This window comes from Clostridioides sp. ZZV14-6387 (assembly GCF_020657835.1).
Classification (GTDB): Bacteria; Bacillota; Clostridia; order Peptostreptococcales; family Peptostreptococcaceae; genus Clostridioides; species Clostridioides difficile_A.
The window spans coordinates 71214-93116 of record NZ_JAGWCW010000002.1; the positions used below are offsets into that span (position 1 = coordinate 71214).

The 21903-nt window shown below is 28.7% G+C and carries 26 protein-coding genes; 8 read left to right on the forward strand and 18 right to left on the reverse strand.

The genetic code is table 11. From position 1 onward, the window contains the following. Positions 1–9: 9 nt before the first annotated feature. The 14 genes from KGF38_RS01510 to KGF38_RS01575 all read right to left on the reverse strand — a co-directional run bounded on the left by KGF38_RS01510 (position 10) and on the right by KGF38_RS01575 (position 12610). On the reverse strand, positions 10–771 hold the full coding sequence (locus KGF38_RS01510; RefSeq protein ID WP_074178168.1) for a cobalamin adenosyltransferase: 762 nt from the start codon (positions 769–771) through the stop codon (positions 10–12). 126 nt (positions 772–897) lie between these two features. Continuing rightward, the gene (gene eutM / locus KGF38_RS01515; RefSeq protein ID WP_003423991.1) at positions 898–1185 is read right to left on the reverse strand and encodes an ethanolamine utilization microcompartment protein EutM; all 288 of its coding nucleotides are present in this window, start codon (positions 1183–1185) and stop codon (positions 898–900) included. Positions 1186–1278: 93 nt separating this feature from the next. Then, on the reverse strand, positions 1279–2748 hold the full coding sequence (locus KGF38_RS01520) for an acetaldehyde dehydrogenase (acetylating) (RefSeq protein WP_227832121.1): 1470 nt from the start codon (positions 2746–2748) through the stop codon (positions 1279–1281). Between the two features lie 2 nt (positions 2749–2750). Next, positions 2751–3413 carry a BMC domain-containing protein gene (locus KGF38_RS20510; protein ID WP_054270352.1) on the reverse strand — a complete coding sequence of 221 codons (663 nt, stop codon included), beginning with the start codon at positions 3411–3413 and terminating at the stop codon, positions 2751–2753. A gap of 9 nt (positions 3414–3422) precedes the next feature. After that, the gene (gene eutL / locus KGF38_RS01530) at positions 3423–4076 is read right to left on the reverse strand and encodes an ethanolamine utilization microcompartment protein EutL (RefSeq protein ID WP_054270351.1); all 654 of its coding nucleotides are present in this window, start codon (positions 4074–4076) and stop codon (positions 3423–3425) included. Positions 4077–4095: 19 nt separating this feature from the next. Beyond that, positions 4096–4977: an ethanolamine ammonia-lyase subunit EutC gene (gene eutC / locus KGF38_RS01535; RefSeq protein ID WP_054270350.1), complete on the reverse strand. Its 882-nt coding sequence runs from the start codon at positions 4975–4977 to the stop codon at positions 4096–4098. 12 nt (positions 4978–4989) lie between these two features. Then, positions 4990–6354 (reverse strand): ethanolamine ammonia-lyase subunit EutB, encoded by a 1365-nt coding sequence (locus KGF38_RS01540; RefSeq protein ID WP_021384698.1) that lies wholly within the window; start codon positions 6352–6354, stop codon positions 4990–4992. Between the two features lie 17 nt (positions 6355–6371). After that, positions 6372–7805, reverse strand: coding sequence for an ethanolamine ammonia-lyase reactivating factor EutA (gene eutA / locus KGF38_RS01545; protein ID WP_074178166.1), 1434 nt, complete (start codon positions 7803–7805; stop codon positions 6372–6374). Positions 7806–7988: 183 nt separating this feature from the next. Further along, on the reverse strand, positions 7989–9398 hold the full coding sequence (locus KGF38_RS01550) for a histidine kinase N-terminal domain-containing protein (RefSeq protein ID WP_054270347.1): 1410 nt from the start codon (positions 9396–9398) through the stop codon (positions 7989–7991). After that, positions 9391–9966, reverse strand: coding sequence for an ANTAR domain-containing response regulator (locus tag KGF38_RS01555; protein WP_054270346.1), 576 nt, complete (start codon positions 9964–9966; stop codon positions 9391–9393). The genes KGF38_RS01550 and KGF38_RS01555 overlap by 8 nt, the downstream gene beginning before the upstream one ends. A 130-nt stretch (positions 9967–10096) precedes the next feature. Next, positions 10097–10546, reverse strand: a complete 450-nt coding sequence (locus tag KGF38_RS01560) for a EutP/PduV family microcompartment system protein (RefSeq protein WP_074178165.1) — start codon at positions 10544–10546, stop codon at positions 10097–10099. Positions 10547–10553: 7 nt separating this feature from the next. Next, positions 10554–10904 carry a BMC domain-containing protein gene (locus tag KGF38_RS01565; RefSeq protein ID WP_021384706.1) on the reverse strand — a complete coding sequence of 117 codons (351 nt, stop codon included), beginning with the start codon at positions 10902–10904 and terminating at the stop codon, positions 10554–10556. Positions 10905–11144: 240 nt separating this feature from the next. Next, positions 11145–12275, reverse strand: coding sequence for a 1-propanol dehydrogenase PduQ (locus tag KGF38_RS01570; RefSeq protein WP_074178164.1), 1131 nt, complete (start codon positions 12273–12275; stop codon positions 11145–11147). A 158-nt stretch (positions 12276–12433) separates the two neighbouring features. Continuing rightward, on the reverse strand, positions 12434–12610 hold the full coding sequence (locus tag KGF38_RS01575) for a hypothetical protein (protein WP_167640365.1): 177 nt from the start codon (positions 12608–12610) through the stop codon (positions 12434–12436). A gap of 295 nt (positions 12611–12905) precedes the next feature. Here KGF38_RS01575 and KGF38_RS01580 point away from each other — a divergent pair, with 295 nt between their 5' ends. From KGF38_RS01580 to KGF38_RS01600, 6 genes are all read left to right on the forward strand, one after another. Further along, on the forward strand, positions 12906–14504 hold the full coding sequence (locus KGF38_RS01580) for a recombinase family protein (protein ID WP_074178162.1): 1599 nt from the start codon (positions 12906–12908) through the stop codon (positions 14502–14504). A 13-nt stretch (positions 14505–14517) separates the two neighbouring features. Next, complete coding sequence (locus KGF38_RS01585) at positions 14518–14709, forward strand: hypothetical protein (protein WP_054270341.1); 192 nt, start codon at positions 14518–14520, stop codon at positions 14707–14709. After that, positions 14699–15499 (forward strand): ABC transporter permease, encoded by an 801-nt coding sequence (locus tag KGF38_RS01590; protein WP_054270340.1) that lies wholly within the window; start codon positions 14699–14701, stop codon positions 15497–15499. The genes KGF38_RS01585 and KGF38_RS01590 overlap by 11 nt, the downstream gene beginning before the upstream one ends. Positions 15500–15876: 377 nt before the next feature. After that, complete coding sequence (locus KGF38_RS20310) at positions 15877–16011, forward strand: hypothetical protein (protein ID WP_054270339.1); 135 nt, start codon at positions 15877–15879, stop codon at positions 16009–16011. Between the two features lie 150 nt (positions 16012–16161). Further along, positions 16162–16599 (forward strand): deoxycytidylate deaminase, encoded by a 438-nt coding sequence (locus tag KGF38_RS01595; protein ID WP_074178160.1) that lies wholly within the window; start codon positions 16162–16164, stop codon positions 16597–16599. A gap of 131 nt (positions 16600–16730) precedes the next feature. Next, positions 16731–17522, forward strand: coding sequence for an N-acetylmuramoyl-L-alanine amidase (locus KGF38_RS01600; RefSeq protein WP_227832122.1), 792 nt, complete (start codon positions 16731–16733; stop codon positions 17520–17522). 147 nt (positions 17523–17669) lie between these two features. On the opposite strand, the gene KGF38_RS01605 is transcribed toward KGF38_RS01600, so the two are convergent. The 3 genes from KGF38_RS01605 to KGF38_RS01615 form a co-directional block, all read right to left on the reverse strand. Then, positions 17670–18020 carry a hypothetical protein gene (locus KGF38_RS01605; RefSeq protein ID WP_054270337.1) on the reverse strand — a complete coding sequence of 117 codons (351 nt, stop codon included), beginning with the start codon at positions 18018–18020 and terminating at the stop codon, positions 17670–17672. A gap of 2 nt (positions 18021–18022) precedes the next feature. Further along, positions 18023–18406, reverse strand: a complete 384-nt coding sequence (locus tag KGF38_RS01610) for a YtxH domain-containing protein (RefSeq protein ID WP_054270336.1) — start codon at positions 18404–18406, stop codon at positions 18023–18025. A gap of 442 nt (positions 18407–18848) precedes the next feature. After that, entirely contained in the window at positions 18849–19232 is a 384-nt protein-coding gene (locus KGF38_RS01615; protein WP_054270335.1) for a PBECR2 nuclease fold domain-containing protein, read from the reverse strand. A gap of 348 nt (positions 19233–19580) precedes the next feature. Between KGF38_RS01615 and KGF38_RS01620 the strand changes: the two genes are divergently transcribed. Then, positions 19581–20072: a prolyl-tRNA synthetase associated domain-containing protein gene (locus KGF38_RS01620; RefSeq protein ID WP_074178158.1), complete on the forward strand. Its 492-nt coding sequence runs from the start codon at positions 19581–19583 to the stop codon at positions 20070–20072. A gap of 118 nt (positions 20073–20190) precedes the next feature. On the opposite strand, the gene KGF38_RS01625 is transcribed toward KGF38_RS01620, so the two are convergent. Then, positions 20191–20925 (reverse strand): class I SAM-dependent methyltransferase, encoded by a 735-nt coding sequence (locus tag KGF38_RS01625; protein WP_074178157.1) that lies wholly within the window; start codon positions 20923–20925, stop codon positions 20191–20193. Positions 20926–21271: 346 nt separating this feature from the next. On the opposite strand from KGF38_RS01625, the gene KGF38_RS01630 reads away from it, so the two are divergent. Then, complete coding sequence (locus KGF38_RS01630; protein WP_074178156.1) at positions 21272–21850, forward strand: ABC transporter substrate-binding protein; 579 nt, start codon at positions 21272–21274, stop codon at positions 21848–21850. Positions 21851–21903 lie beyond the last annotated feature (53 nt).

Genomic DNA, 21903 nt, shown 5'->3' on the forward strand with positions numbered 1-21903 from the left:
GTCCTCCAACTACTTATACTTATTAGTCCTAACTTTATATATCATTATCCAAAATACAGATGACAATCTATTAAGTGCCTTTATTAAATCTTCTCTATGAACATTTCCATACTCACCCTTAAATGCTTCATAAGCTGCAAGTTCAACCTCTCTAGCATTGCTTCTTATACTGTTTATAGCAACTACAGCTTCACCCATTTCATAACTTGGGAATTCATGTCCTATACCAAAATATTTTTTAGGATAGTGAGATTGTTCTCTAAGTTCTTGAGGAGTTAACCCTAAAAGTTTAAAGTCTTCTAGTTTTTCTTCCAGAACTTCACATCTCATTATATTTCTTACAAAATCTAATACTTCTTGTAATTCCTTAACAAGCTTTGGCATATCTAGATTTTGACAAAGAACTTGAGTTTTCAGTATTTCTGATTCAAGTGAATCTATTTTACCTCTTAGTATTATTCTTTTATGGTCTTTAAAAACTAAAAGATTTCCATTTAATTGAGTCATATGTTCTGGTTTCTCATCCAATTTAGCACCAAATACAGTAGTATATCTATATGTTTTTTCTTTAACTACTTCTTTTATAACTTCCTTAGGTTCATTATTTATGACTGGAAGTTTATCAACATACTTAAGCTCAATACTTCTCTCAGCTAAATAAGATTTTGCAGAAGGAGTTATTATTTGCCCTTTTTCTATACAAAATTCAGTTATATTATCTTTATTTTTTCCAATTTTTCTTTTTACTTCATTTTCTGTTAAAACACCCATTTTATCACATCTCCTATTAGATGTATAAAAAAGGCTACCTCAAAATACATTGAGTTTATTAGTAAGACTCATTTTTGAGATAGCCTCTTTTTTAATCAAAATTTAAATTTTCAAATTACATTTATATTACTCAGCTGATACTTTTGGTAATATAGCATCTACTTCAAAATGTGGTCTTGGTATAACATGAACTGATATTAGTTCTCCAACTCTTTCAGCAGCAGCAGCTCCAGCATCTGTAGCAGCTTTAACAGCTCCAACATCTCCTCTTACCATTACAGTAACTAATCCTCCACCTACTTGCTCTTTTCCTACTAATTGTACGTTTGCAGCTTTAACCATTGCATCTGCTGCTTCTATTGCTCCTACTAATCCTTTAGTTTCTATCATTCCTAATGCATTTGCACTTGCCATAATCTTATCCTCCAAAAATTTAATATTATTTTATAGTTTTTTATTTTTAGAAATCTTATAGTTATAAACTATAAGTTTCATTGTTTATTTTAATTATGCTAGTTCTTTGACTAATCTTTGAACTAGAAGATTTATTAATTCTTCTTTATCCATTGAGTCAAACATTGATTTTTCAACTTGAGATTTATCTCTACCAAGTTCTTCTATTTCTTTGATTCCATAAGCTACTCTTTTAATATTTATTAAATCAAGTGGACCTACATTGTTTGAAGTTGAGCTTCCACCTATCGCACCACAACCAAGTGTTAGTGCTGGTACAAGATTTGTTGATGCACCTATTCCTCCAAGTGCTGAAGGAGTATTCACAAGTATTCTTGATACTGGCATGTTAAGAGCAAATCTTTTTACCAATTCTTCATCATTTGCATGCATTGAGAAAGTATGTCCAGCACCTTCATTTAATAGTATTTCTCTACATCTATTCATAATAGCATCTACATTATCTTCAACATAGAATGCAAGTATTGGTGTAAGTTTTTCTCTTGAATAGGCTACATTGTGACCAACTTTAGTTTCTCTTGCAACTAAGACTTTTGTATTTTTAGGTACATTTGCAAGGTCTGCTAAATTTGCTATCACCTCAACACTCTTACCAACTATTTGCGGATTCATAGTACCATTAGCTCTTAATATGAACTTTGCTAATCTTTCACTTTCTTCTTCATTTAAAAGATATGCTCCTTGGTTTTTAAGTTCTTTTAAAACAGTTTCTTCCATGGACTTTTCTACCACTATCGATTGTTCTGATGCACATATAACACCATTATCAAAAGTTTTAGAGTCTATTATTCTCTTGACTGCCAACTTAACATTTGCTGACTTATCTATAAATGCTGGTCCATTTCCAGGGCCAACTCCTATAGCTGGTGTTCCTGAAGAGTAAGCAGCTCTAACCATTGCTTCTCCTCCAGTTGCTAATATTAAGTTTGTATCCTTATGCTTCATTAATTCACTTGTTCCAACTATACTTGGATTAGTTATACATAATATTGAATCCTCTGGTGCTCCAGCATCTATAGCTGCTTCGTTTATTATTTTAACTGTTTCAAGTATGCATTTTTTTGCATTTGGATGTGGAGAGAAAACTATAGTATTTCCTGCCTTTATAGATATTATGGTTTTATATATTACTGTTGATGTTGGGTTTGTTGAAGGTATAAGCCCTGCTACAACTCCAACTGGTGTAGCTATATCTATAGTGTTTTCTTTTTTATCTTCGCCAATTATTCCAATAGTTTTTGTATCTTTTAAAGTTTTATAAACTCCCATAGATGCAAAAGTATTTTTTATTACTTTATCTTCCCATTTTCCAAATCCAGTTTCTTCATTTGCCATTTTAGCTAACTTAGTAGCATTATTAAATGCTGCATCTGCAATAGACTTTACTATTTTATCTATTTGCTCTTGGCTCATTTTAGAAAGTTTCTCTTGAGCTACTTTAGCCTTTTTTACAAGAGTTCTGACTTCTTGTATAGATACTAAATCTTTATCTAAAAGTGTCATAACTATTTATCCCCTCTGCTAAGCTTTTTAACTAAGTTTATTAATTCTTCTTTCTTAAGAACATTTAAATCTTTATAAGTTATTGAAGAGTCTAATTTCTTAGCTATAGCTTTAAGTTTTTTTACACTGTTTTTTGATAAATCATCTTTATCGAAATCAGTGTTTTCTATTTTAACTTGTTCTAATACTTCTTTATGAGCATTAGAATTTTCTATTTTTTCTTCATTAGCTTCAGTTAAACTATCATCGACTGTTTCTATTTCATTTTTAACTTTCTTTATATTACTATCTTGTTTATCATTATTTTCAATATCATCTAAAATTACGTTACCTATTTCTAATATATTTTCAAAGTTCTTATCTGTCTTTTCCAAAACTTCACAGACTTTAGATTCTTCCTTTTTAAATAAAGTATCTGTTACTTCATTATGGATTCTTGGTATAATATGTGATGCCCTTAATGTACCAACTCTTGAAGCTGCCATTTCACCTGCTTCTAGAGCAGATTTGACAGCACCAACATCTCCATTTATTGTTAAAGTAACAATACCTGCTCCAACCTTATCAACTCTTACAAGATTAACATTTGCAGATTTTAAACAAGCATCAGAAGCTTCTATTGCAGCAACATACCCTATTACTTCTATTAAGCCTATAGCATCCATTTAATTATCCTAAAAGCCTGTTGGATTGTCTGCAACTGATTTTACTGCTTCGGCAAATGCATCACATGCTGCTTTACAAGCTGATTGAGAACCTGTAAGTAATGCTCCACCAAAGTTTGTTTCAGTTGGAGGTGCAAATAATTCGCACATTTTAACATCTGCTGCTTTCATCGCTGCATCTAAAGCATACATTGCTTCAAGTGGTGGTGCTACTAAATAAGCTAATGCCTCACCTTCTCTTATTCCTGCTACTTCTGAAAGGTATGTGCCTGTTCTTGATACACAATGAGCGTAATATGCTATTGAATCATCATCATTTGCACTTATAAAAGTTGCTCCATATTCCATAAAATCAATTATTGCATTTAATCCACTTCTTACTTCGGCTGGGCTTGGTCCTGCTATTATTCCTAAAACTTCACCAGCAAGTTTTGTTGAAGCATTTGCTGCACCTGCATACATTGATTTTGCATATACAACATCAACTTCTGAAGCTTTAGTTGCTTCATCAAGAGCTGTGTATGTAACATCATCACAGTCTGCAGTTATTAACCCCAAGCTTTTATGGTGTGATTTTAATTCTAGTTTTTGTGCCATTTCTGGACTTATATTCGAAATTATTTTAACTCCTAGTATATTAGGACGAATCATATCGTTTTTCATATTCTACACTCCCTCGACTTTATTTAAGGTCTATTCCTGAAGCTTTTTTATCCAGCATAGTTTTTATAAGTTCAGCTATATGAGCACCTGCCTCGACTGCAGTTGTTCCACCTTTGTGAATATTTGATATAACTGTTCTCTTTGCTTCTGCCATTCCTATATATGGCTTATATGCTATATATGCTGACATTGATTCAGCAGTAACCAATCCTGGTCTTTCTCCAACCAACATACATATAACTTCACAACCTAATTCTTCACCTAAGTGGTCCATAGCACCAACTCTACAGTGTTTAACAAATAAAATTTCACTTGAGTCTATTCCATACATTTTTAGACCTTGTTTTATAGCTGGCACACAATCTTTTAAGTTTGCTTCTATAGCGGCTGAACTAAGTCCATCTCCTACTAATATTAAAACCTTTTGATTTGTTCCAAATTTAGATTTTATATTATTTATAGTTTCTGGAGAGAATTTTCTTCCTAGGTCTGGTCTAGTTAAGTATTCATCTTTATCTTTACATAAAGTTTCTACTGCAAACATATTATTTTCTTTTATAAATTCTTCATCTACATAAGAGAATACAGCATCTTGTGCAGCAGCATGGTCTGCTCTAAATCTTAAAACTGTTTCTGTTTTATATCTTGTACCAGCTCTTCCTATACCTAATCTTGCAGGTGTTTTGGCTTTCATATCTAAGTAAGCTTCTGCATCCTTAGGATTTTTTACTAGTAATTGCTTTCTTATATCAATTTCTGTTATATCATCTATGCAAGCACTGTTATCAATTACAGTTTCAGTTGCTTTCTTAACAGTTTCAGATACAACATTAGTATCTAATTCTCCAACCATTTGTCCAACTAACTGTTCTACTAATGCTTTTAAATCCTTCTCATTCATACTAAATACCTCCTATCCTAATAATATAGATGCGTCTCCTGCTAACTCTGTTAACTTACCATCTTTAGAGAATCCCATCTTTTCCATCCAAGCATCAAATTCTTTTATTGCAGTCAATCCAAACATTTCTCTAAGTGATGCTGTTTCATGGTATCCTGTTGTTTGGTAGTTAAGCATTACATCATCTCCATGAGGTATTCCCATAAAATACGTACATCCTGCTGTTGTCAGTAGTATAGCTAAGTTTTCCATATCATTTTGGTCAGCCTTCATGTGGTTAGTGTAACAAACATCAACACCCATTGGTAATCCATGTAATTTACCCATAAAATGGTCTTCAAGTCCTGCCCTTACTACTTCTCTAGCATCATATAAATACTCAGGCCCTATAAATCCAACAACTGTATTTACTAAGAATGGTTCATACTTTTTAGCAAATCCATAACATCTAGCTTCCATAGTAACCTGGTCTATTCCATGATGTGCTTCTGAAGATAATTCTGAACCTTGTCCAGTTTCAAAATACATAACATTAGGTCCAGTAGCTGTACCATGTTTTAAAGCTAATTGTCTGGCTTCCTCGATAGTATCACCATTGAATCCAAATGCTTCATTTCCTTTTTCAGAACCTGCTATAGATTGGAATATCAAATCTGCAGGAGCACCGTTTCTTATTGCTTCCATTTGTGTAGTAACATGTGCTAATACGCATGTTTGAGTTGGTATTTGATATTTTTGTTTTACTTCTTCAAATCTTTTTAACACTTTAGTAACACTTTCAACTGAGTCATCAACTGGGTTTAAACCAAGTACTGCATCTCCTATACCAAAAGTTAAACCTTCAAGAAGTGATGCAAGTATTCCATCTGGGTCGTCTGTAGGGTGATTAGGCTGAAGTCTTGCTGATAATGTACCTTGTTCTCCTATAGTTGTATTACAATGAGCAGTAACTTTTATTTTTTTAGCAGCATAGACTAAGTCCATATTTGACATTAACTTTGCAACTGCTGCTATTATTTCAGAAGTTAATCCTCTTGATATTCTTCTTATATCAAGACTTGTAGTATTTGAATCTAATATCCATTCTCTAAGTTCTGATACTGTCCATTCTTTTATTTCTTCATAAACTTTTTCATTTACAGCATCTTGTATTATTCTTGTTACTTCATCTTCCTCATATGCTACTGCAGGATTATTTCTTATATCCTCTAACTTTATGTGTGATAAAACAACCTTTGCTGCTATTCTTTCTTCAGCTGATTCTGCTGCAAGACCTGCTAATTTATCTCCTGATTTTTCTTCATTAGCTTTAGCCATTACATCATATAAGCTTTTAAACTGATAAGTACGTCCAAATAATTTTGTCTTTAAAATCATTTACTTACCTCCTTCTATTAATTAAAAACTAATGTTTTTATTACTACAGGTAAAACTTTGCCTTCAACTATAGGTTTCCCAATGTCAATATAGTCTCCATTTTCGACCTTGACACTGTCTATACAGACAATTTCTTCTTCATAATTTAATAATGCATATATTGCTTGACCTAATACTTTTGCCATATCGTTTTCAACAATTACTACAAAAGGCAAATCATTTTCTATGATTTGTTGCATTCCATCCACAAATCCTTTGGCATATTCTTGTATATCTGAAAAGGCTGGGTTTTTCTTGCCTATCATAGCTATAGCAACTTTCTGTAAATCATTTTCTAACTTAAACCAGTTAAGTTTGTTTTTTATAGCTTCACTAATTTGTTTTGAAGTACCTACTTCTTCATCCATTGATAATTTTAAAACTGGCAAGTTCTTAAGTGGAAAATTTTCACTAGTATAAGTTATTGTACTTCCACTTACCTCAGTAGTATGAGAACCTGCACCAACTACTGTAGCTCTTATTGTCTCCATAGATTTGACTATGTTCACTTTTTTAAGGTACTCACAATTTTTTATTGCTTGACCAAGTAAAATTCCCAAATCACCATATTCAAAATAATCTTTTATTTCTCCATCATAGTAAATATAATCAGCTACCCCACCTGAAAATGAGACATTCTTAATATCTTCATCTATATTGATTGATTTATTGGTTATTATAAAATCAAATAAAGGTGTCTGAGTTTTTAATCCTATACTTTCCATTAATAAGTCAACCATTATATTAACTATTGGTTTTGTATTTTCTATTGTAGCTACAGTTCCAACTTGAAGATTTAAATTATTATCTTTTATGATTTCATTTATTTTAGGTGATATATAAGTTATTTCTTTACTTATTTTATCTACTTTTATAAGCCTTCCACCTATATCCAAGCACCCAGTATCAGTTACTTCTCCTCTTTTAAATGAGGCTATATTACTAGTTCCCCCACCTATATCTATATTTACAATTGTAGTTGAATGTTTTTTTGAATAAATATGAGCTCCAGCTCCTTTACCTGATATTATACTTTCTAGGTCAGGACCTGCTGTTGCAACAACAAAATCTCCTGCAAATCCACTTAAAGTATGAAGCACATCGTTTGCATTTTCTTTTCTGGCTGTTTCGCCAGTTATTATTACTGCTCCTGTATGTATATCTACTTTAGATATATTTGCTTTTTTATATTCACTTTCAACTATTTCTTTTATTTGCTGTCCATTTATTTCATTATTTGAGATAAGGGGAGTGAAATAAACCTTACTTTTATAAATAATTTCTTTGTCTACTATACTTATCCTAGGTACCGAAAAATTTGATTCAGTATTTTCTACTATTAACTTAGAAAAAATCAACTGAGTAGTACTTGTTCCAATGTCAATACCAACACTTAATAACTCTTCTCTCATTTTCTCACCTCCTAAAGTTTAAGTATGTCTTAAACAAGCAAAGAGGCTTAAAGCTATAATAAATATCTGTTAAATTGAATTCATATTTACAAGTTTTATAAATATATTCAACTAACTTAATTTATTAATAACCTTAAGCCTCTTTGCTCAATTAAAACTACTACTTTGTAGATGAGTTATTATTTAAATATTAATTTGTGTAGGTATAGTAATTAATACTTCTGTCCCATTTTTACTACTCTTTCTTTTTATACTTCCTTTTAACATTTGAGTTATATAACTATCTATTATATATGTTCCTAAACTATTTTTATTTATATTATCACTATCAAATCCAACGCCATCATCTATAATAGCTATATTTCTAGAATCATTATCTTTATTTATTAGTATTTGTATATTGCCACGTTCTCTATCAATGAAAGCATGGTCATAACAATTTTGTAATATTTCATTTATAACTAAAAGTATGGCGGTTGCTTTTTCTCCACTAATTTTAAAATCTTCACCTGTTATACATATATCTATATCTTTACTAAACAAATAACCACCTTGAATATTTGATACTAATAAGTTGATACCTTCTCGTATAGATATATTATTATCTACTTCCTTAGATAACAGATAATGAGTTGAAAGTATTGCAAACACTCGGTTTATTATATTATCTAAACATTGTTTAACTTCCTCATTTTGAGATAATCTACTTTGCTTTTTTATTATAGATATTACTGTATGAAGATTATTTTTCACTCTATGATGAGCTTCTCTAATAGCTACTGTTTTTAAAACTAGTTCTTCTTCTTTTCGTTTTAAATCACTTATATCTTGTACTATTTTACAAACTTTAAATTCATCATCTTTGATGTATATAGTTTTTATTTTGAAAAACATATTACCTATCGAAACTTCATTTGTTTCATCATAATTTTCATCTATTAATATATCTTCAAATACTTTAGTTTCTATATATAAGTCGTTGTAATGCATATCCTGTATATCACAATCAAATCCAAGGTTTTTATACATCTCAGTTGCAATACGATTTTTAATTTTTAGTTTTCCATTTTTATCAAATATAAGGATGGCAGAATTTAAATTGTCAACTAAAAAATCATTATTTCCTATCAATTTTATAAACTGATGTAAATTCTTATTTTCTTCATCCTCGTTAGTTTCAAATTCACTTTTAACTTCACTGCTTATATCTTTTTCAACTATTAATACTGCTAAAACTTTGTCATCTAATGTTATTGGCTGAATATTTTGTTTAACCAGCTTGTATTCTTGTGTTAAAGCTTTTATATCTCTTGCTCTTTCTCCAGTTCTTAGACACTTTATAACTCCTGGTTCATTTTCAATTAGAGCCTTTTTACCTACAACACTTTCACTGTAGACTGACTTTTCTTTAGGTCTACTATGTGCCACAACAATCGCTTCATCATCAAGTTTACTTAGTACATCTATAAAAACATCAGCCTCATAAAAGGAAGCCATTAAATCTAAGGATTTTGATACTTCTATAATTTTTTCAATTTCATTATTATTTAAGTATGTTTGTGTAGTTGCTATTTTTTTTATCGTATTAGTCATCGTATCCTATAATAATCATTTTGGCAATTTCCATCATTGTAGTTCTTTTATCCATACTTAATTTTCTTATTCTAGTGTATGCTTCATCCTCAGAAATCTTAAACTCTCTTATAAGTATACCTTTTGCTCTTTCTACTAATTTTCTTTCATTCAATTTAGAATTTACCTTTTCTAAATCTTTTTTCATTTTTTCAAATTCATTTACCTTATTTAAACACATTTCTATAGTTGGGATAAATGACTTTTCACTTGCTGTTTTTACCAAGTATCCATAAGCACCTATACTTTTGGCTTTTTCTATATATTCTTTATCTTCAAATGAAGTTAATAAAAGCACTCCACCTGCTAGATTTTCTTTACAGATTATTTTGCCTGCTTTTATACCATCAAGTATTGGCATTTCTATATCCATTATAACTAAATCAGGTTTGTGTTTTTTACACATTTCAACAGCTTCAAATCCATCACTTGCTTCTCCTATTACTTCATAACCATGACTTTCTAGTATATCCTTTGTGTCCATCCTTAACAGTGGTTCATCATCAACCAATAGTATTTTTTTCCCCATGTTCCTACCTCACTTAAAGATTAAATCTTTTTAGAATAGTTTATATATTTCTTTATAAAATACTAATTTATATTTTCTTTAACTATCCATATAATTTTATCATATTTTTTAGTTAAAAAAACATTTCCCCTTAAATTTCATCTATATTTTTAGATTTTTCTAGATATTTAAATAATGTTTCAAGCCCAATATTATCCACTGTATCTATTTTAAATATTTGACTTGCTCCTGCTAGTAATAGTCTCTCATAAGCTATGTTGATTTCATCTTCAGTAGCTTTATTTATTTTAGTTATAATCCCTATTACATCTTTACAAAACATACTTGCAAACCCTGGTGCTATATAATTTTCTTCTTGTGTAGCATCATACACTATTGCTATAATCTTTGCATCTGCTGATGTTGTTATTAATGCATTATATAGATTTCTGTTTTCCATATATTCACCTGGAGTATCTATTGCATTATTATAAAGTTCTACTGACTGAGTTTTTTTATATTTCAATTCCAATTGGTCTAGTTTTTGACATAGAGTAGTTTTTCCACTACCCGTCTTTCCCATAAATATTATATTCTTCATTATATTATTATGTCCTTGTTATTTTTGTAGATGAGAAGTTTAGCATATTTCCTAAAACTTCTAAAACATCATCTAATGCAGATTCTACAGAACTTACATCTCCTGATATTACTACAGAGCCACTAAATCTATCTATAAAACCTAAAGATACATTTGAAGATTTTGTAGCAACATCTGCTGCTATTATTGATGCTTCGCTGGGTGTTATTGTAAGTATTCCTATTGCATCTTTTTTATCAAGTACCAATCCTAACTTCTTATATATATCTTCATTAGGGTTAGCTATTATATGTGCTAATGTAACCTGTTTTCCAGGAACATATTCTTGAATGACTCTTTGCTTAGATTCTTCAGCCAAATTTATTCCCTACTTTCTTTAAATATAGTTTACTAAAAAGTTATTTGCTTAAAATAAAAGAAGCTCCATAAGAATAATATTAATATTCCTAAGAAGCTCCGTTGCTTTTTACTAAAGTATCACGCCTTTGTGATACTTTCATTATAGTTTTATGTTTTATATTTGTCAATATATTATTTATATTTTTAAAAACATTTTCCCTATTTGTATAATATTATGTTTGCATGTAATAAAATGTAATTATTTAATATTATTTAATATGCTTATTATATCCTCTTCAGTTGGTACTTTAGGATTGGTTAATGTACAAGTATCTTTTATAGCAAGTTTTGCTATTTCTCTTTCTTCATTAGTTATATCTTTTAAATTTAATTTACACTGTGTTAATTTGGTTGGCATATTCATTTCTTTTTGCAATTTCTTTATTTCATTTACTAAGTTTTTAACTGCTATCCTTATATTACCATTTACAAACCCTACTAATTCTGCTATTTGCGCATATTTCATGGCTGTATCTGAGTAAGTTGTATTAGTATATCCTACTATTGATGCATTATATTCTATCACATGTGGAAGTAATATTGAATTTGCTCTTCCATGTGGTATATGAAATTTTCCACCTAATACATGTGCTATAGAATGATTTATACCAAGTGATGTTTGATTAAATGCCATACCTGCCAGACAAGATGCATTGTGCATTTTTTCTCTAGCTTCTATATCATTTCCATCTTTATATGCCTTTATTAAGTACTTAAATACTAGTTTTATAGCTTTTTCGGCTAATGCATCTGAAAAATCATTAGAATTTGTAGATACATAAGCTTCTATAGCATGTGTCAATACATCCATACCTGTATCTGCTGTTATAAAGTTTGGTACAGTTTTTATAAGTTCTGGGTCTAGTATTGCCATATTTGGAAGTAAATCATCACTTACTAATGGATACTTACATCCCTTTTGATTATCTGATATTACTGCAAATGATGTTACTTCTGAACCTGTTCCACTTGTTGTTGGTATTGCTATAAATTCTACTTCATTAGTTTTTAATATTTTTTTAGAAAAATCCATTATAGATTTTGCAGCATCTATTGCAGAACCTCCACCCAATGCTATTATTACATCTGGATTTATAGATTTAAATGCTTCTATTCCCGCTACTACTATTTCTATTGGTGGGTCTGGTACTATTTCTTCAAAAACTTGATATGTTGAATTTATTAAATTACATGTTATTTTATCTATTGTTTTTGATTTAACCATAAATGGGTCTGTTACTATTAATACATTTTTGTTTTTTAATTCTTGTAGTGCTTTTAGTGAACCTTCTCCAAATTTTATTTTGGTTTTAATCTCAAAATTATTCAAATTACCATCCTCCTTAAGTTAAATACGCAAAAAAGCTCCATAGACTTTATCTATGGAGCTCCATTGCTCTTTTAACACTTCATTGTGTTATATTTTAAAATATACTATTTGATTAATATAATGTCAAGTCATAGTACATTAAAATCAATAATCGAAGCTTATGTATCAGCTTTACTTACGTTTAATTCTTTTTCTAAAAGGGTAAAAGCCTCCCCTAAAATTTCTTTAGGATATTTTTTACTTATTATATTTACAAACCAATTAGCTTTAGCCATTTCTATTTCATTGAGTTTAGCTTCATCTTTAGGAAAAATTTCTATAACCTTGATTTCCATATGCAAGCCCCCTACACATTTTTGTTATAACTACTAGTTTTAAAAATCATATTTTAAAATATCTGGATTTTAAGTATCTTATATTAATCTATGAAGTTATAGATTTGTCCTGATACAACTAAGTATCAATTTGCCTAACTCATTTGGAATTTTAATGGCAAAGAAATAAAAAAAATAAATAGTCATATATTATAAAGGGGATAATTATATAAATTCAATTAATTAATATATTCATTTGAAATACTATAATAAAAAATTTAAAATAGATAGCTCGAATTTATAGGAGGTCTTAATTTTGAAAGCTGCAATTTATTCAAGAAAATCAAGATTCACTGGGAAAGGTGATTCTATAGAAAATCAAATACAACTATGTATGGATTATTCCAAATCTATTGGTATAGAAGATTTTTATATATATGAAGATGAGGGCTTTAGTGGTAGTAATATAGATAGACCACAATTTAAAAAAATGATGCAAGATGCCAAGGACAAAAAATTTAATTATCTAATTTGTTATAGATTGGATAGAATTTCGAGAAATGTATCTGATTTTTCTACTTTAATAGAAAAATTAAACAAACTAGATATATCGTTTATATCTATTAAAGAACAATTTGATACCTCTACTCCAATGGGAAGAGCTATGATGTTTATATCAAGTGTATTTGCTCAATTAGAAAGAGAAACCATTGCAGAACGTGTAAAAGATAATATGTATGAATTGGCTCGTAGTGGTAGATGGCTTGGAGGCAAAACACCTCATGGATTTAACAGTGAAAAAATCACTTTTTTGGATGAAAATCTAAAAGAAAGAAGTATGTATAAACTCCAAGTAAATGATGAACAAATGGAGATTGTAAAGCTAATATATAATAAGTACTTAGAATTTAGGTCCTTATCAAAATTATATAAATATGTCTATCACAATAGTATAAGAGGTCCTCATGGTGGTAAATTTGACCCTAGCTCTTTATCTAGAATACTTAGAAATCCAGCATATGTAAAAGCTAATGATGAAATTTTAAAATATCTCAGAGACAATGGTATGGAGGTTATAGGAACTCCAGATGGAAAATGTGGAATATTGACATATGCTAAAAATACGTCTGATTCCATAGCTGCAATTGCAAAGCATCTTGGAGTTATAGAACCTGAGATATGGCTTAAAACACAAAATCAACTGGATAAAAATCGTGATAAAACGCCTAGAATAGCAACTGGTAAAACTGCTCTTTTATCTGGTCTTATAAAATGTGGTAAGTGTGGTGCTAATATGAGAATCACTTATAAAGGTAAAAAAACTGATAAAGATTTAAAATATTATTATGTATGTGGAACTAAAAAAACACTTGGTGTTGATGGTTGTAACTGTAAAAATCTTAATGGACCATTAGTTGAAAGTTTAGTTGTAGATAAAATTAAAAATTGTGATTTAGAATCTATCATAAGTGCATTTGATAGTAATAAAATTAAGATTGATTATGCCTTTAATGATTTACACTCCGAGATTGATTTACTTAAAAACAAGGTTTTAGAGAAGGAAAAACTTATTAACAATTTAATTAAAGAGCTTGCAAAAAATACTGGCAGTATCGCTTCTGATTACATAATTTCTCAAGTTGAAAGTTTAAATAATGAGATTAGTATCTTAAAGAGTAAGATTGATGACTTAGAGTCTAGTGATATAAATACTAGTAGTGATTGTTTTAATTTGGACATTATTGTTAGTAATTTGAAGAAATTTAATGATGAAGTTGATAATGCTAGCCTGGATGATAAGAGATTATTATTGTCTACTATTATTGATTCTATTATTTGGGATAGTAGTTTAGGAGACCTTAACATTATTTATATGGGTGCTGAAATAGATGATTCTGTTTCTTTAAATAATTAGTTGCACTTTCTTAGTGATAGTAGAAGCAATAAGCATATCAGATAAGGTTGCAATATTATCTAAAAGACCTGCTACCATAAAAAACATTTACGACATTGAACTTAATATGGATGGAACAAAAACGCCTCTCAAAACACGTAAAGTTCCGGATTTTCAAAAGTATTTCGACATATTATGGAAGGAGCTAGATACACATGAGGCTTAATAAAAGATCAGAAGGATATATAAACTATGTTAAAGGTGTAAAAAGAGAAAAAAGAAATGTATTGTTCTACCAGTTATTAATTCTAATTGGTTTTATCATAGTCTGGGAACTTCTAGCTGACTTAAATGTTATAAATACATTTCTATTTAGCAAACCAAGTGATATTTACAATTTATTTATTCAGTATGCATCTAGTGGACAGTTATTTAAGCATATTGGAATATCTGTATATGAAACTGTCCTTGGTCTTGTTATAGGGACTGTTTTAGGTATATTGGTAGCAATTGCTCTTTGGTGGTCAGAGAAATTATCAAAAATATTAGACCCATTTTTGGTAGTTTTAAATGCTCTTCCTAAGACTGCTTTGGCTCCTATAATTATAGTTTGGGTAGGTGCTGGAATAGAAGGAATCGTCGTAACAGCTGTAACTATTTCGGTTGTTGTTACTATACTTTCAGCTTACAATTATTTTATGAATATAGATGAAGAGAAAATTAAAATGCTAAAAAGTTTTGGAGCAAGTAAATCCCAAATACTTTTTAAACTTATACTACCTGCAAATACAGGGAATTTGATAAATTTAACTAAGATTAATATTGGTATGGCATGGGTAGGCGTAATTGTTGGAGAGTTTTTGGTTTCAAGATATGGAATAGGATACTTAATAGTATATGGCTCTCAAGTATTCAAATTAGATTTAGTAATGATGGGCGTATTTGTATTGGCTATCTGTGCATGGGCAATGTACGCTGTAGTTAATATTATAGAAAAAATATACAATTCTAGATAAGTAAAATTTTATTCAAGATATTTGATTATTTTAGTGATTATAATAAGGAATGATTTCTTATAAGTAATCATTTTTCGAAATTAAAGAGATACATTTTTAATAATTAAAGCTGTAGGAATATTTGTGAAGATATAAGACAAATTTACCTACAGTTTTTAGTGTGTAAATAAGAAAGTAAATAATAAAAAAGATTAAATAATAATTATTTAAGTGATAATTTTAAAACTTACTGAATATAATTATATGTCGGTTAAAGACGTATGAAAATAAAAGGAATTTAGAAGTTACATGTTGTATAAATATTGTATATGCAGCATGTAATAAATCTTAGCACTATTTATATTCTATACAAAAAGATATTTGAAGGGAGATTAAAAATGGGAATATTAGAGGGAGCTGCAATGATAAGAAAAATTGCAATTAAAATAGCTAAAGAAAAAGGGATTACAGAGCAAAAGGCATGGCCTGAAGCTGTAAAAGAATTTAAAGAAAAATATGAACTTCTATTATAAACCTTGATTATAAAACTGTCTCGATTTTATTGAGACAGTTTTCTTATTTTAAATTGCTTTGTTTCTAACATATTTATATATAAATTTGTTTTTAATACTATTTTTAAGGTATAAACTTTATATATTAGACATAAGTTTGGAGGGATTAATTTGGAAAATAAAATTGAAAATAGATGTTCATGGCAAGAGTATTTTATGAGATTATGTGAGACAGTAGCTGAAAGAGGTACTTGTGATAGAGCCTATGTAGGTGCTATAATTGTAAATTCAGAAAATAGAATTGTATCTACTGGTTATAATGGTAGTATTTCTGGAGATAAGCATTGCAGTGAAGTTGGTCATGAGATGAGAGATGGACATTGTATTAGGACAATTCATGCTGAACAAAATGCTCTTTACTATTGTGCCAAAGAAGGTATCGCAGTTAAAGATTGTTCCATTTATGTAACTCATTTTCCATGTTTAAATTGTACTAAAGCCATAATTCAATCTGGAATTAAACATATATATTATAGAAATGGATATAGAATGGATGAATATGCTATAAAATTATTGAAATCAAGCAATGTATTATATACAAAACTATAACTTTAATACATTTTACCTAAATGCTCTATGAATTTACAAGATATCTTATATTAAATCTATAAGACATAAAAAGAAACAAATTTCTAAGTTATGCATATATTAAATAGAGGTTAAATTTAATTGAAAAGGAGATGCATAGCTTGAAAGTAGTAGTAATACCAGGGCATACTTTAACTGGAAAAGGTACAGGAGCTGTTGGATATATAAATGAAGGTAAAGAAACAAGAATAATGAATGACTTGATTGTCAAATGGCTTAAAATGGGGGGAGCTACTGTTTACACAGGAAGAGTTGATGAATCAAATAATCATTTAGCAGACCAGTGTAAAATAGCAAACAAACAAGAAACTGATTTAGCTGTTCAAATTCATTTTAATGCAAATGTCACAACTTCAACTCCAGAAGGTACAGAAACAATATATAAAACTAATAATGGGAAAATACATGCAGAAAGAGTAAATGCTAAATTAGCTACAGTATTTAAAAACAGAGGAGCAAAATCTGATGTTAGAGGTCTTTATTGGCTTAATCATACTGATGCACCAGCAATATTAATAGAAGTATGTTTTGTAGATAGTAAGGCAGATACAGATTACTACATTAACAATAAAGATAAAGTTGCTAAATTGATAGCAGAAGGAATATTAAATAAATCTATATCAGATTCTCAGGGGGGAAATAAAGTGTATGAAAATGTAATAGTTTATACAGGAGATGCTGACAAAGTAGCAGCTCAGATTTTATACTGGCAATTAAAAGATGCTTTAATGGTTGAAGCATCTAGTTATAAGCAAGGTTTAGGGAAAAAAGTTTATGTTATAGGTGGAGAAGCTAATAAACTTGTAAAAGGTGATGTAGTAATAAATGGTGCTGATAGATATGAAACTGTTAAATTAGCATTAAAACAAATAGATAAATTATAAGAGAATGATTATTTTATAAAAATCTAATAAAAAGATGTATCTACTTGTTAGTTTATTAATTAATAGATACATCTTTATTTATTCATTCATATTAATTTTATCGATAAATTATTTTCTGTTTTAATAATTTTTTCATTAAAACTAGAATTATTTTTTATCTAAAAAAATGTTTTTGATTATAGTCAATATATCAACTATAACATCCATATTTGATTTGACACTGTCTTTAGTAACAAGAAAATCTGCTGTAACTTCAGTAACTGCTTCAGTTACATCTTTCATATTTTCTCCTACTTCTCCAAAATTCTCTACAACACTAGGAAGATTATTTAAAGTTGTATTTATATTTTGTGTATTATCATTTAAAACAGTTCCAACATTACTTAAAATCTTATGTAATTTAGCAAGTACAATAATTAAATAAACTAAAGCAACACATCCAAGTATAGCTAATAATATATATATTATACTTATATTGATTGTTATTGTATTGTTCATTCCTATTCCTCAGTGACACTAACTGGTTCAACAATATCTATTATTTTATCTTCCTCATTAGAATGCTCAATGTTCTTTTTAGTATCTATATACTTTCTTATTTTTTTCTTTGACTCCATAAAATTTCCTCTTCTATCTTCTAGCTTGTTAGACATTTTATCTTTTACATCTACTGTTTTAATATTTATTTTTTCAACAATCTGTTGTGAAGCATCTTTTATGTCTTCTCTTGTTTCTTTTCCTGATTTAGGAGCCAACAATACTCCACTCACTGCACCAGTAACTGCTCCTAACACTACACCAGCTGTAGCAACTTTAGCTTGCTTAACTTTTTCAGCTCTTTGTTTAGCTTTTCTCTTATCTTCTATTTTCTTTGATAAACTCATATCTAATCGCCCCTTATTATAATATTTCTAAATATTATAATACATTTTTTTCCATAATGATATAGTTTCTAACTAAATTTTTAGAAACTAATACAAAAAAATACTTTTTTATAGATATAGGATTATTCATATTATTCCATAAATCACATTATATGAATATCTAAGAAATTATTTAGGATAAAGTAAGTATTCTTATACTTCAAATCTTTTATATAAATTTACTTAATAGTTCAAAAAACAATAAGAGAGGAATTAATCCTCTCTTTTAAATGTAATTAGATTTGGCAGGGCGGCGTATCCTGCATCTCTATTAACTACTCCATAGTAGCGTATTGGGTGCCCTTTCCAACCTCAAATCTAACTAATAAATATCTACATATATATTAATATTATAACTTATTTAACAATATTTTTCAATAGTTTCAAAAATAATAATATTATGTTAACTTTCGTATTGTTTTACTCTTCCACTACTAATTCTACTTTCTAATTTCGCTTCTTTTATAGCATATAGTGAAGATACATATAAATATCCCTTTTTTGTATCTAGTTCTGTAGCCACTAAAATATAATCACCAATTTTTTTTATAAACTCCACACTTTTTCCAGGCTTTTTAGGATGACTGCCTATATATTCAGGAGATTTGAGTACCATTTTTATAGTATCTATTATATCATTAACAATATCCTTACTTAATTGACACCTATGTTTTTTCTTTATATGTTTTATAACACCAGAAGAAGCATAAATTTTACCAGTATATTCAATTCCAGCAAGTTCTGCAGTTTCTTCATCTATGATTCCAACAACTTTGTCTGTAGACATATAAAGCACGTTCCTTTCTAAGGTAATTTACTGTTAATACTGTAAAATTTATTAAAATTAAATATCTCTATTTAAAGTATAGTTTATTCCAAAAAGAAAAGATAGTATAATATAGTTTTTTCATATGTGACTTTATATAATCTCTTTTTATATAATTTATAAATAGTAAATAATGTCCTTTTTACAAGTATTTTTAAAATTTTTTAACTTTATAGAATTATATTTGTACATTAGAGCTTTATCTAAAAGCAAATAATATAGCATTTACACACTATAAAACGTTTTCTTTTGAAGTTTTATGTGATAATATTGTTTATATATAAAATAAATTTCTAATAGGAGGATATTATGGATACTCAACAACAAGAAGTATATAGAAAATTGGATGAATTAAATATACCTTATGAAGCTGTAAATCATCCACCAGTTTATACAATTGAAGAAATGGAACAATTAGAAACATTACATATGGAATTTGTTGTAAAAAATTTATTTCTTCGTGATGCTAAAGGGAAAGAACATTTTTTAGTTGTACTAGGTAAGGATAAAAAAGCAGATTTAAAAGACATTCGTCAACAAATTGATAGTAAGCCTCTTAGTTTTGCATCAGAAGAAAGACTTCAGAAATACTTAAAACTTACTAAGGGAGCTGTAACTCCTTTTGGTATATTAAATGATACAGATGCTGTTGTAAAAGTTGTATTTGATAAAGATTTATTAAAAATGGATAAAATAGGTATACATCCAAATGACAACACAGCTACTGTGTTTTTGAAATTTGAAGACATGAAAAAACTTATAGAGCAAAATGGAAATGAAATATATTATGTAGAAGTATAATTATTACTTACTAGAAAAGGCAAAAGAAATCATTACTTTTGCCTTCTTTAAAAAATACGATTAATCTTTCAGCTTAGCATTTAAAATTTTCTCTATAAGCTAAATTAACTAGTCTTTACTATCTTTTTCTTGCAGCCACAAGTAACATCATAGGTCTGCGTAATTCATCTTTCATTTCAGGAATTGTATCTAATAGTTTTTCTTGTGGTTGAGGTTCGATTATTTCTAATATTTCAAATCCAGTTTTATTTAAAGTATTTAGATAAGTTGTCAGTGTTTTATGATATTTTATAACTTCTTCTCCTAAAAAATTAGATTTACGTACTCCTTCTGTAAAATATCTATCAACTGGCCAATGAAGATGATTACCATCCTTGTCACAATACCATTCTTGAGTTCCATATGCAGTGAATATAGGATGTTCAACAGAAAATACGAACTCACCTCCACTTGAAAGGCAGTCACTTATTTTATTACATATATCTTCAAATGATTGAATATAATGTAGTGCCAAAGAACTAATAACTATATCAAAACTATCTTTTGGAAAATTAATATCTTCAATAGGCATACATATGTATTTTATATTATCAAATTTTGTTTTGTTTCTAGCTTCTTTTAGCATTTTTTCTGAAATATCAATTCCAATAGCAGAATCTGCTCCATTTTCAACTGCATATTGACAGTGCCATCCAAATCCACAGCCCAAATCTAAAACGCGTTTTCCTTTAGATTCTGGTAACATTTTTTTTAAAACATGCCATTCTCCAGCACCTGCTAGACCATTTATAGAACGTTCCATTTTACTGTATTTATCAAAGAATTCATCATTATCATATTTATTTTGTTTCATATAATTTCCTCCATTTTAATTATGTTTGTCCAGTAATACTCAAGTAATTGCAAAATATAAAGTTAGGTTATTTCATATAAAAATAATCTAACCTTATATATAAATTCTTTTCATATAAATTAGTATTTATATATAGTACTCTAAAATAATATTATTTTAATTTTACCCTTTAAATTATAAATAATCAATATAATTTACCCAAGATTAAACATTGTTTAAAACATAAAACTCAAATTTATTTTTAGGTTTTTGTAGAAATAGAATAAATATAGATACATTTTTGTAACAACTACAATAAATATTTAATACTATATATTATTCGGATGTCTTATGGGAGGTATTTATTATGTTTAAAAAAATAGTTGCAATTGCAAGTTCTGTTGTTATAGGCACGCTATGTCTAACTGGATGTGATTTTAGTTCCAATGATAAAAAAGATGACTCTTCTTCATCTAAAAATCTAGATAAGGTAACTATAGCAGAAGTTACTCATTCCGTTTTTTACGCTCCACAATATGCTGCTATTACAAAAGGTTTTTTTGAAGATGAAGGTATAAAAATCGACCTTATAAATACTCAAGGTGCTGATAAAACTATGGCGGCTTTGATTTCAGGTGAAGCAAATGTAGGTCTAATGGGTCCTGAAGCATCTATATATGTATATAATCAAAATAAAAATGATTATGCAGTGAACTTTGCTCAATTGACTAAAAGAGATGGAAGTTTTCTAGTAGCTAGAAAAAAAATGTCTAATTTCTCTTATGATGATTTAAAAGGAAAAGAAATATTAGGTGGCAGAAAAGGTGGAGTTCCACTTATGACTTTTGAATATGTTCTAAAAGACAAAGGACTTACTATAGGAGAAAATCTAAAAGCAGGTAATGTTAATGTAAGAACTGATGTACAAAAATCAGTATGTTTATAACATAAACTTATAATCTCTAAACTACATATTTTATAATTGCTCAACTTAAATAC

Coding starts and splice junctions, on each gene's coding strand:
- KGF38_RS01510 (WP_074178168.1), bottom strand. CDS start 771: ATGGGTGTTTTAACAGAAAATGAAGTAAAAAGAAAAATTGGAAAAAAT.
- eutM (WP_003423991.1), bottom strand. CDS start 1,185: ATGGCAAGTGCAAATGCATTAGGAATGATAGAAACTAAAGGATTAGTA.
- KGF38_RS01520 (WP_227832121.1), bottom strand. CDS start 2,748: ATGACACTTTTAGATAAAGATTTAGTATCTATACAAGAAGTCAGAACT.
- KGF38_RS20510 (WP_054270352.1), bottom strand. CDS start 3,413: ATGGATGCTATAGGCTTAATAGAAGTAATAGGGTATGTTGCTGCAATA.
- eutL (WP_054270351.1), bottom strand. CDS start 4,076: ATGAAAAACGATATGATTCGTCCTAATATACTAGGAGTTAAAATAATT.
- eutC (WP_054270350.1), bottom strand. CDS start 4,977: ATGAATGAGAAGGATTTAAAAGCATTAGTAGAACAGTTAGTTGGACAA.
- KGF38_RS01540 (WP_021384698.1), bottom strand. CDS start 6,354: ATGATTTTAAAGACAAAATTATTTGGACGTACTTATCAGTTTAAAAGC.
- eutA (WP_074178166.1), bottom strand. CDS start 7,805: ATGAGAGAAGAGTTATTAAGTGTTGGTATTGACATTGGAACAAGTACT.
- KGF38_RS01550 (WP_054270347.1), bottom strand. CDS start 9,398: ATGACTAATACGATAAAAAAAATAGCAACTACACAAACATACTTAAAT.
- KGF38_RS01555 (WP_054270346.1), bottom strand. CDS start 9,966: ATGGGGAAAAAAATACTATTGGTTGATGATGAACCACTGTTAAGGATG.
- KGF38_RS01560 (WP_074178165.1), bottom strand. CDS start 10,546: ATGAAGAATATAATATTTATGGGAAAGACGGGTAGTGGAAAAACTACT.
- KGF38_RS01575 (WP_167640365.1), bottom strand. CDS start 12,610: ATGGAAATCAAGGTTATAGAAATTTTTCCTAAAGATGAAGCTAAACTC.
- KGF38_RS01590 (WP_054270340.1), top strand. CDS start 14,699: ATGAGGCTTAATAAAAGATCAGAAGGATATATAAACTATGTTAAAGGT.
- KGF38_RS20310 (WP_054270339.1), top strand. CDS start 15,877: ATGGGAATATTAGAGGGAGCTGCAATGATAAGAAAAATTGCAATTAAA.
- KGF38_RS01600 (WP_227832122.1), top strand. CDS start 16,731: ATGCATAGCTTGAAAGTAGTAGTAATACCAGGGCATACTTTAACTGGA.
- KGF38_RS01605 (WP_054270337.1), bottom strand. CDS start 18,020: ATGAACAATACAATAACAATCAATATAAGTATAATATATATATTATTA.
- KGF38_RS01610 (WP_054270336.1), bottom strand. CDS start 18,406: ATGAGTTTATCAAAGAAAATAGAAGATAAGAGAAAAGCTAAACAAAGA.
- KGF38_RS01615 (WP_054270335.1), bottom strand. CDS start 19,232: ATGTCTACAGACAAAGTTGTTGGAATCATAGATGAAGAAACTGCAGAA.
- KGF38_RS01620 (WP_074178158.1), top strand. CDS start 19,581: ATGGATACTCAACAACAAGAAGTATATAGAAAATTGGATGAATTAAAT.
- KGF38_RS01625 (WP_074178157.1), bottom strand. CDS start 20,925: ATGAAACAAAATAAATATGATAATGATGAATTCTTTGATAAATACAGT.
- KGF38_RS01630 (WP_074178156.1), top strand. CDS start 21,272: ATGTTTAAAAAAATAGTTGCAATTGCAAGTTCTGTTGTTATAGGCACG.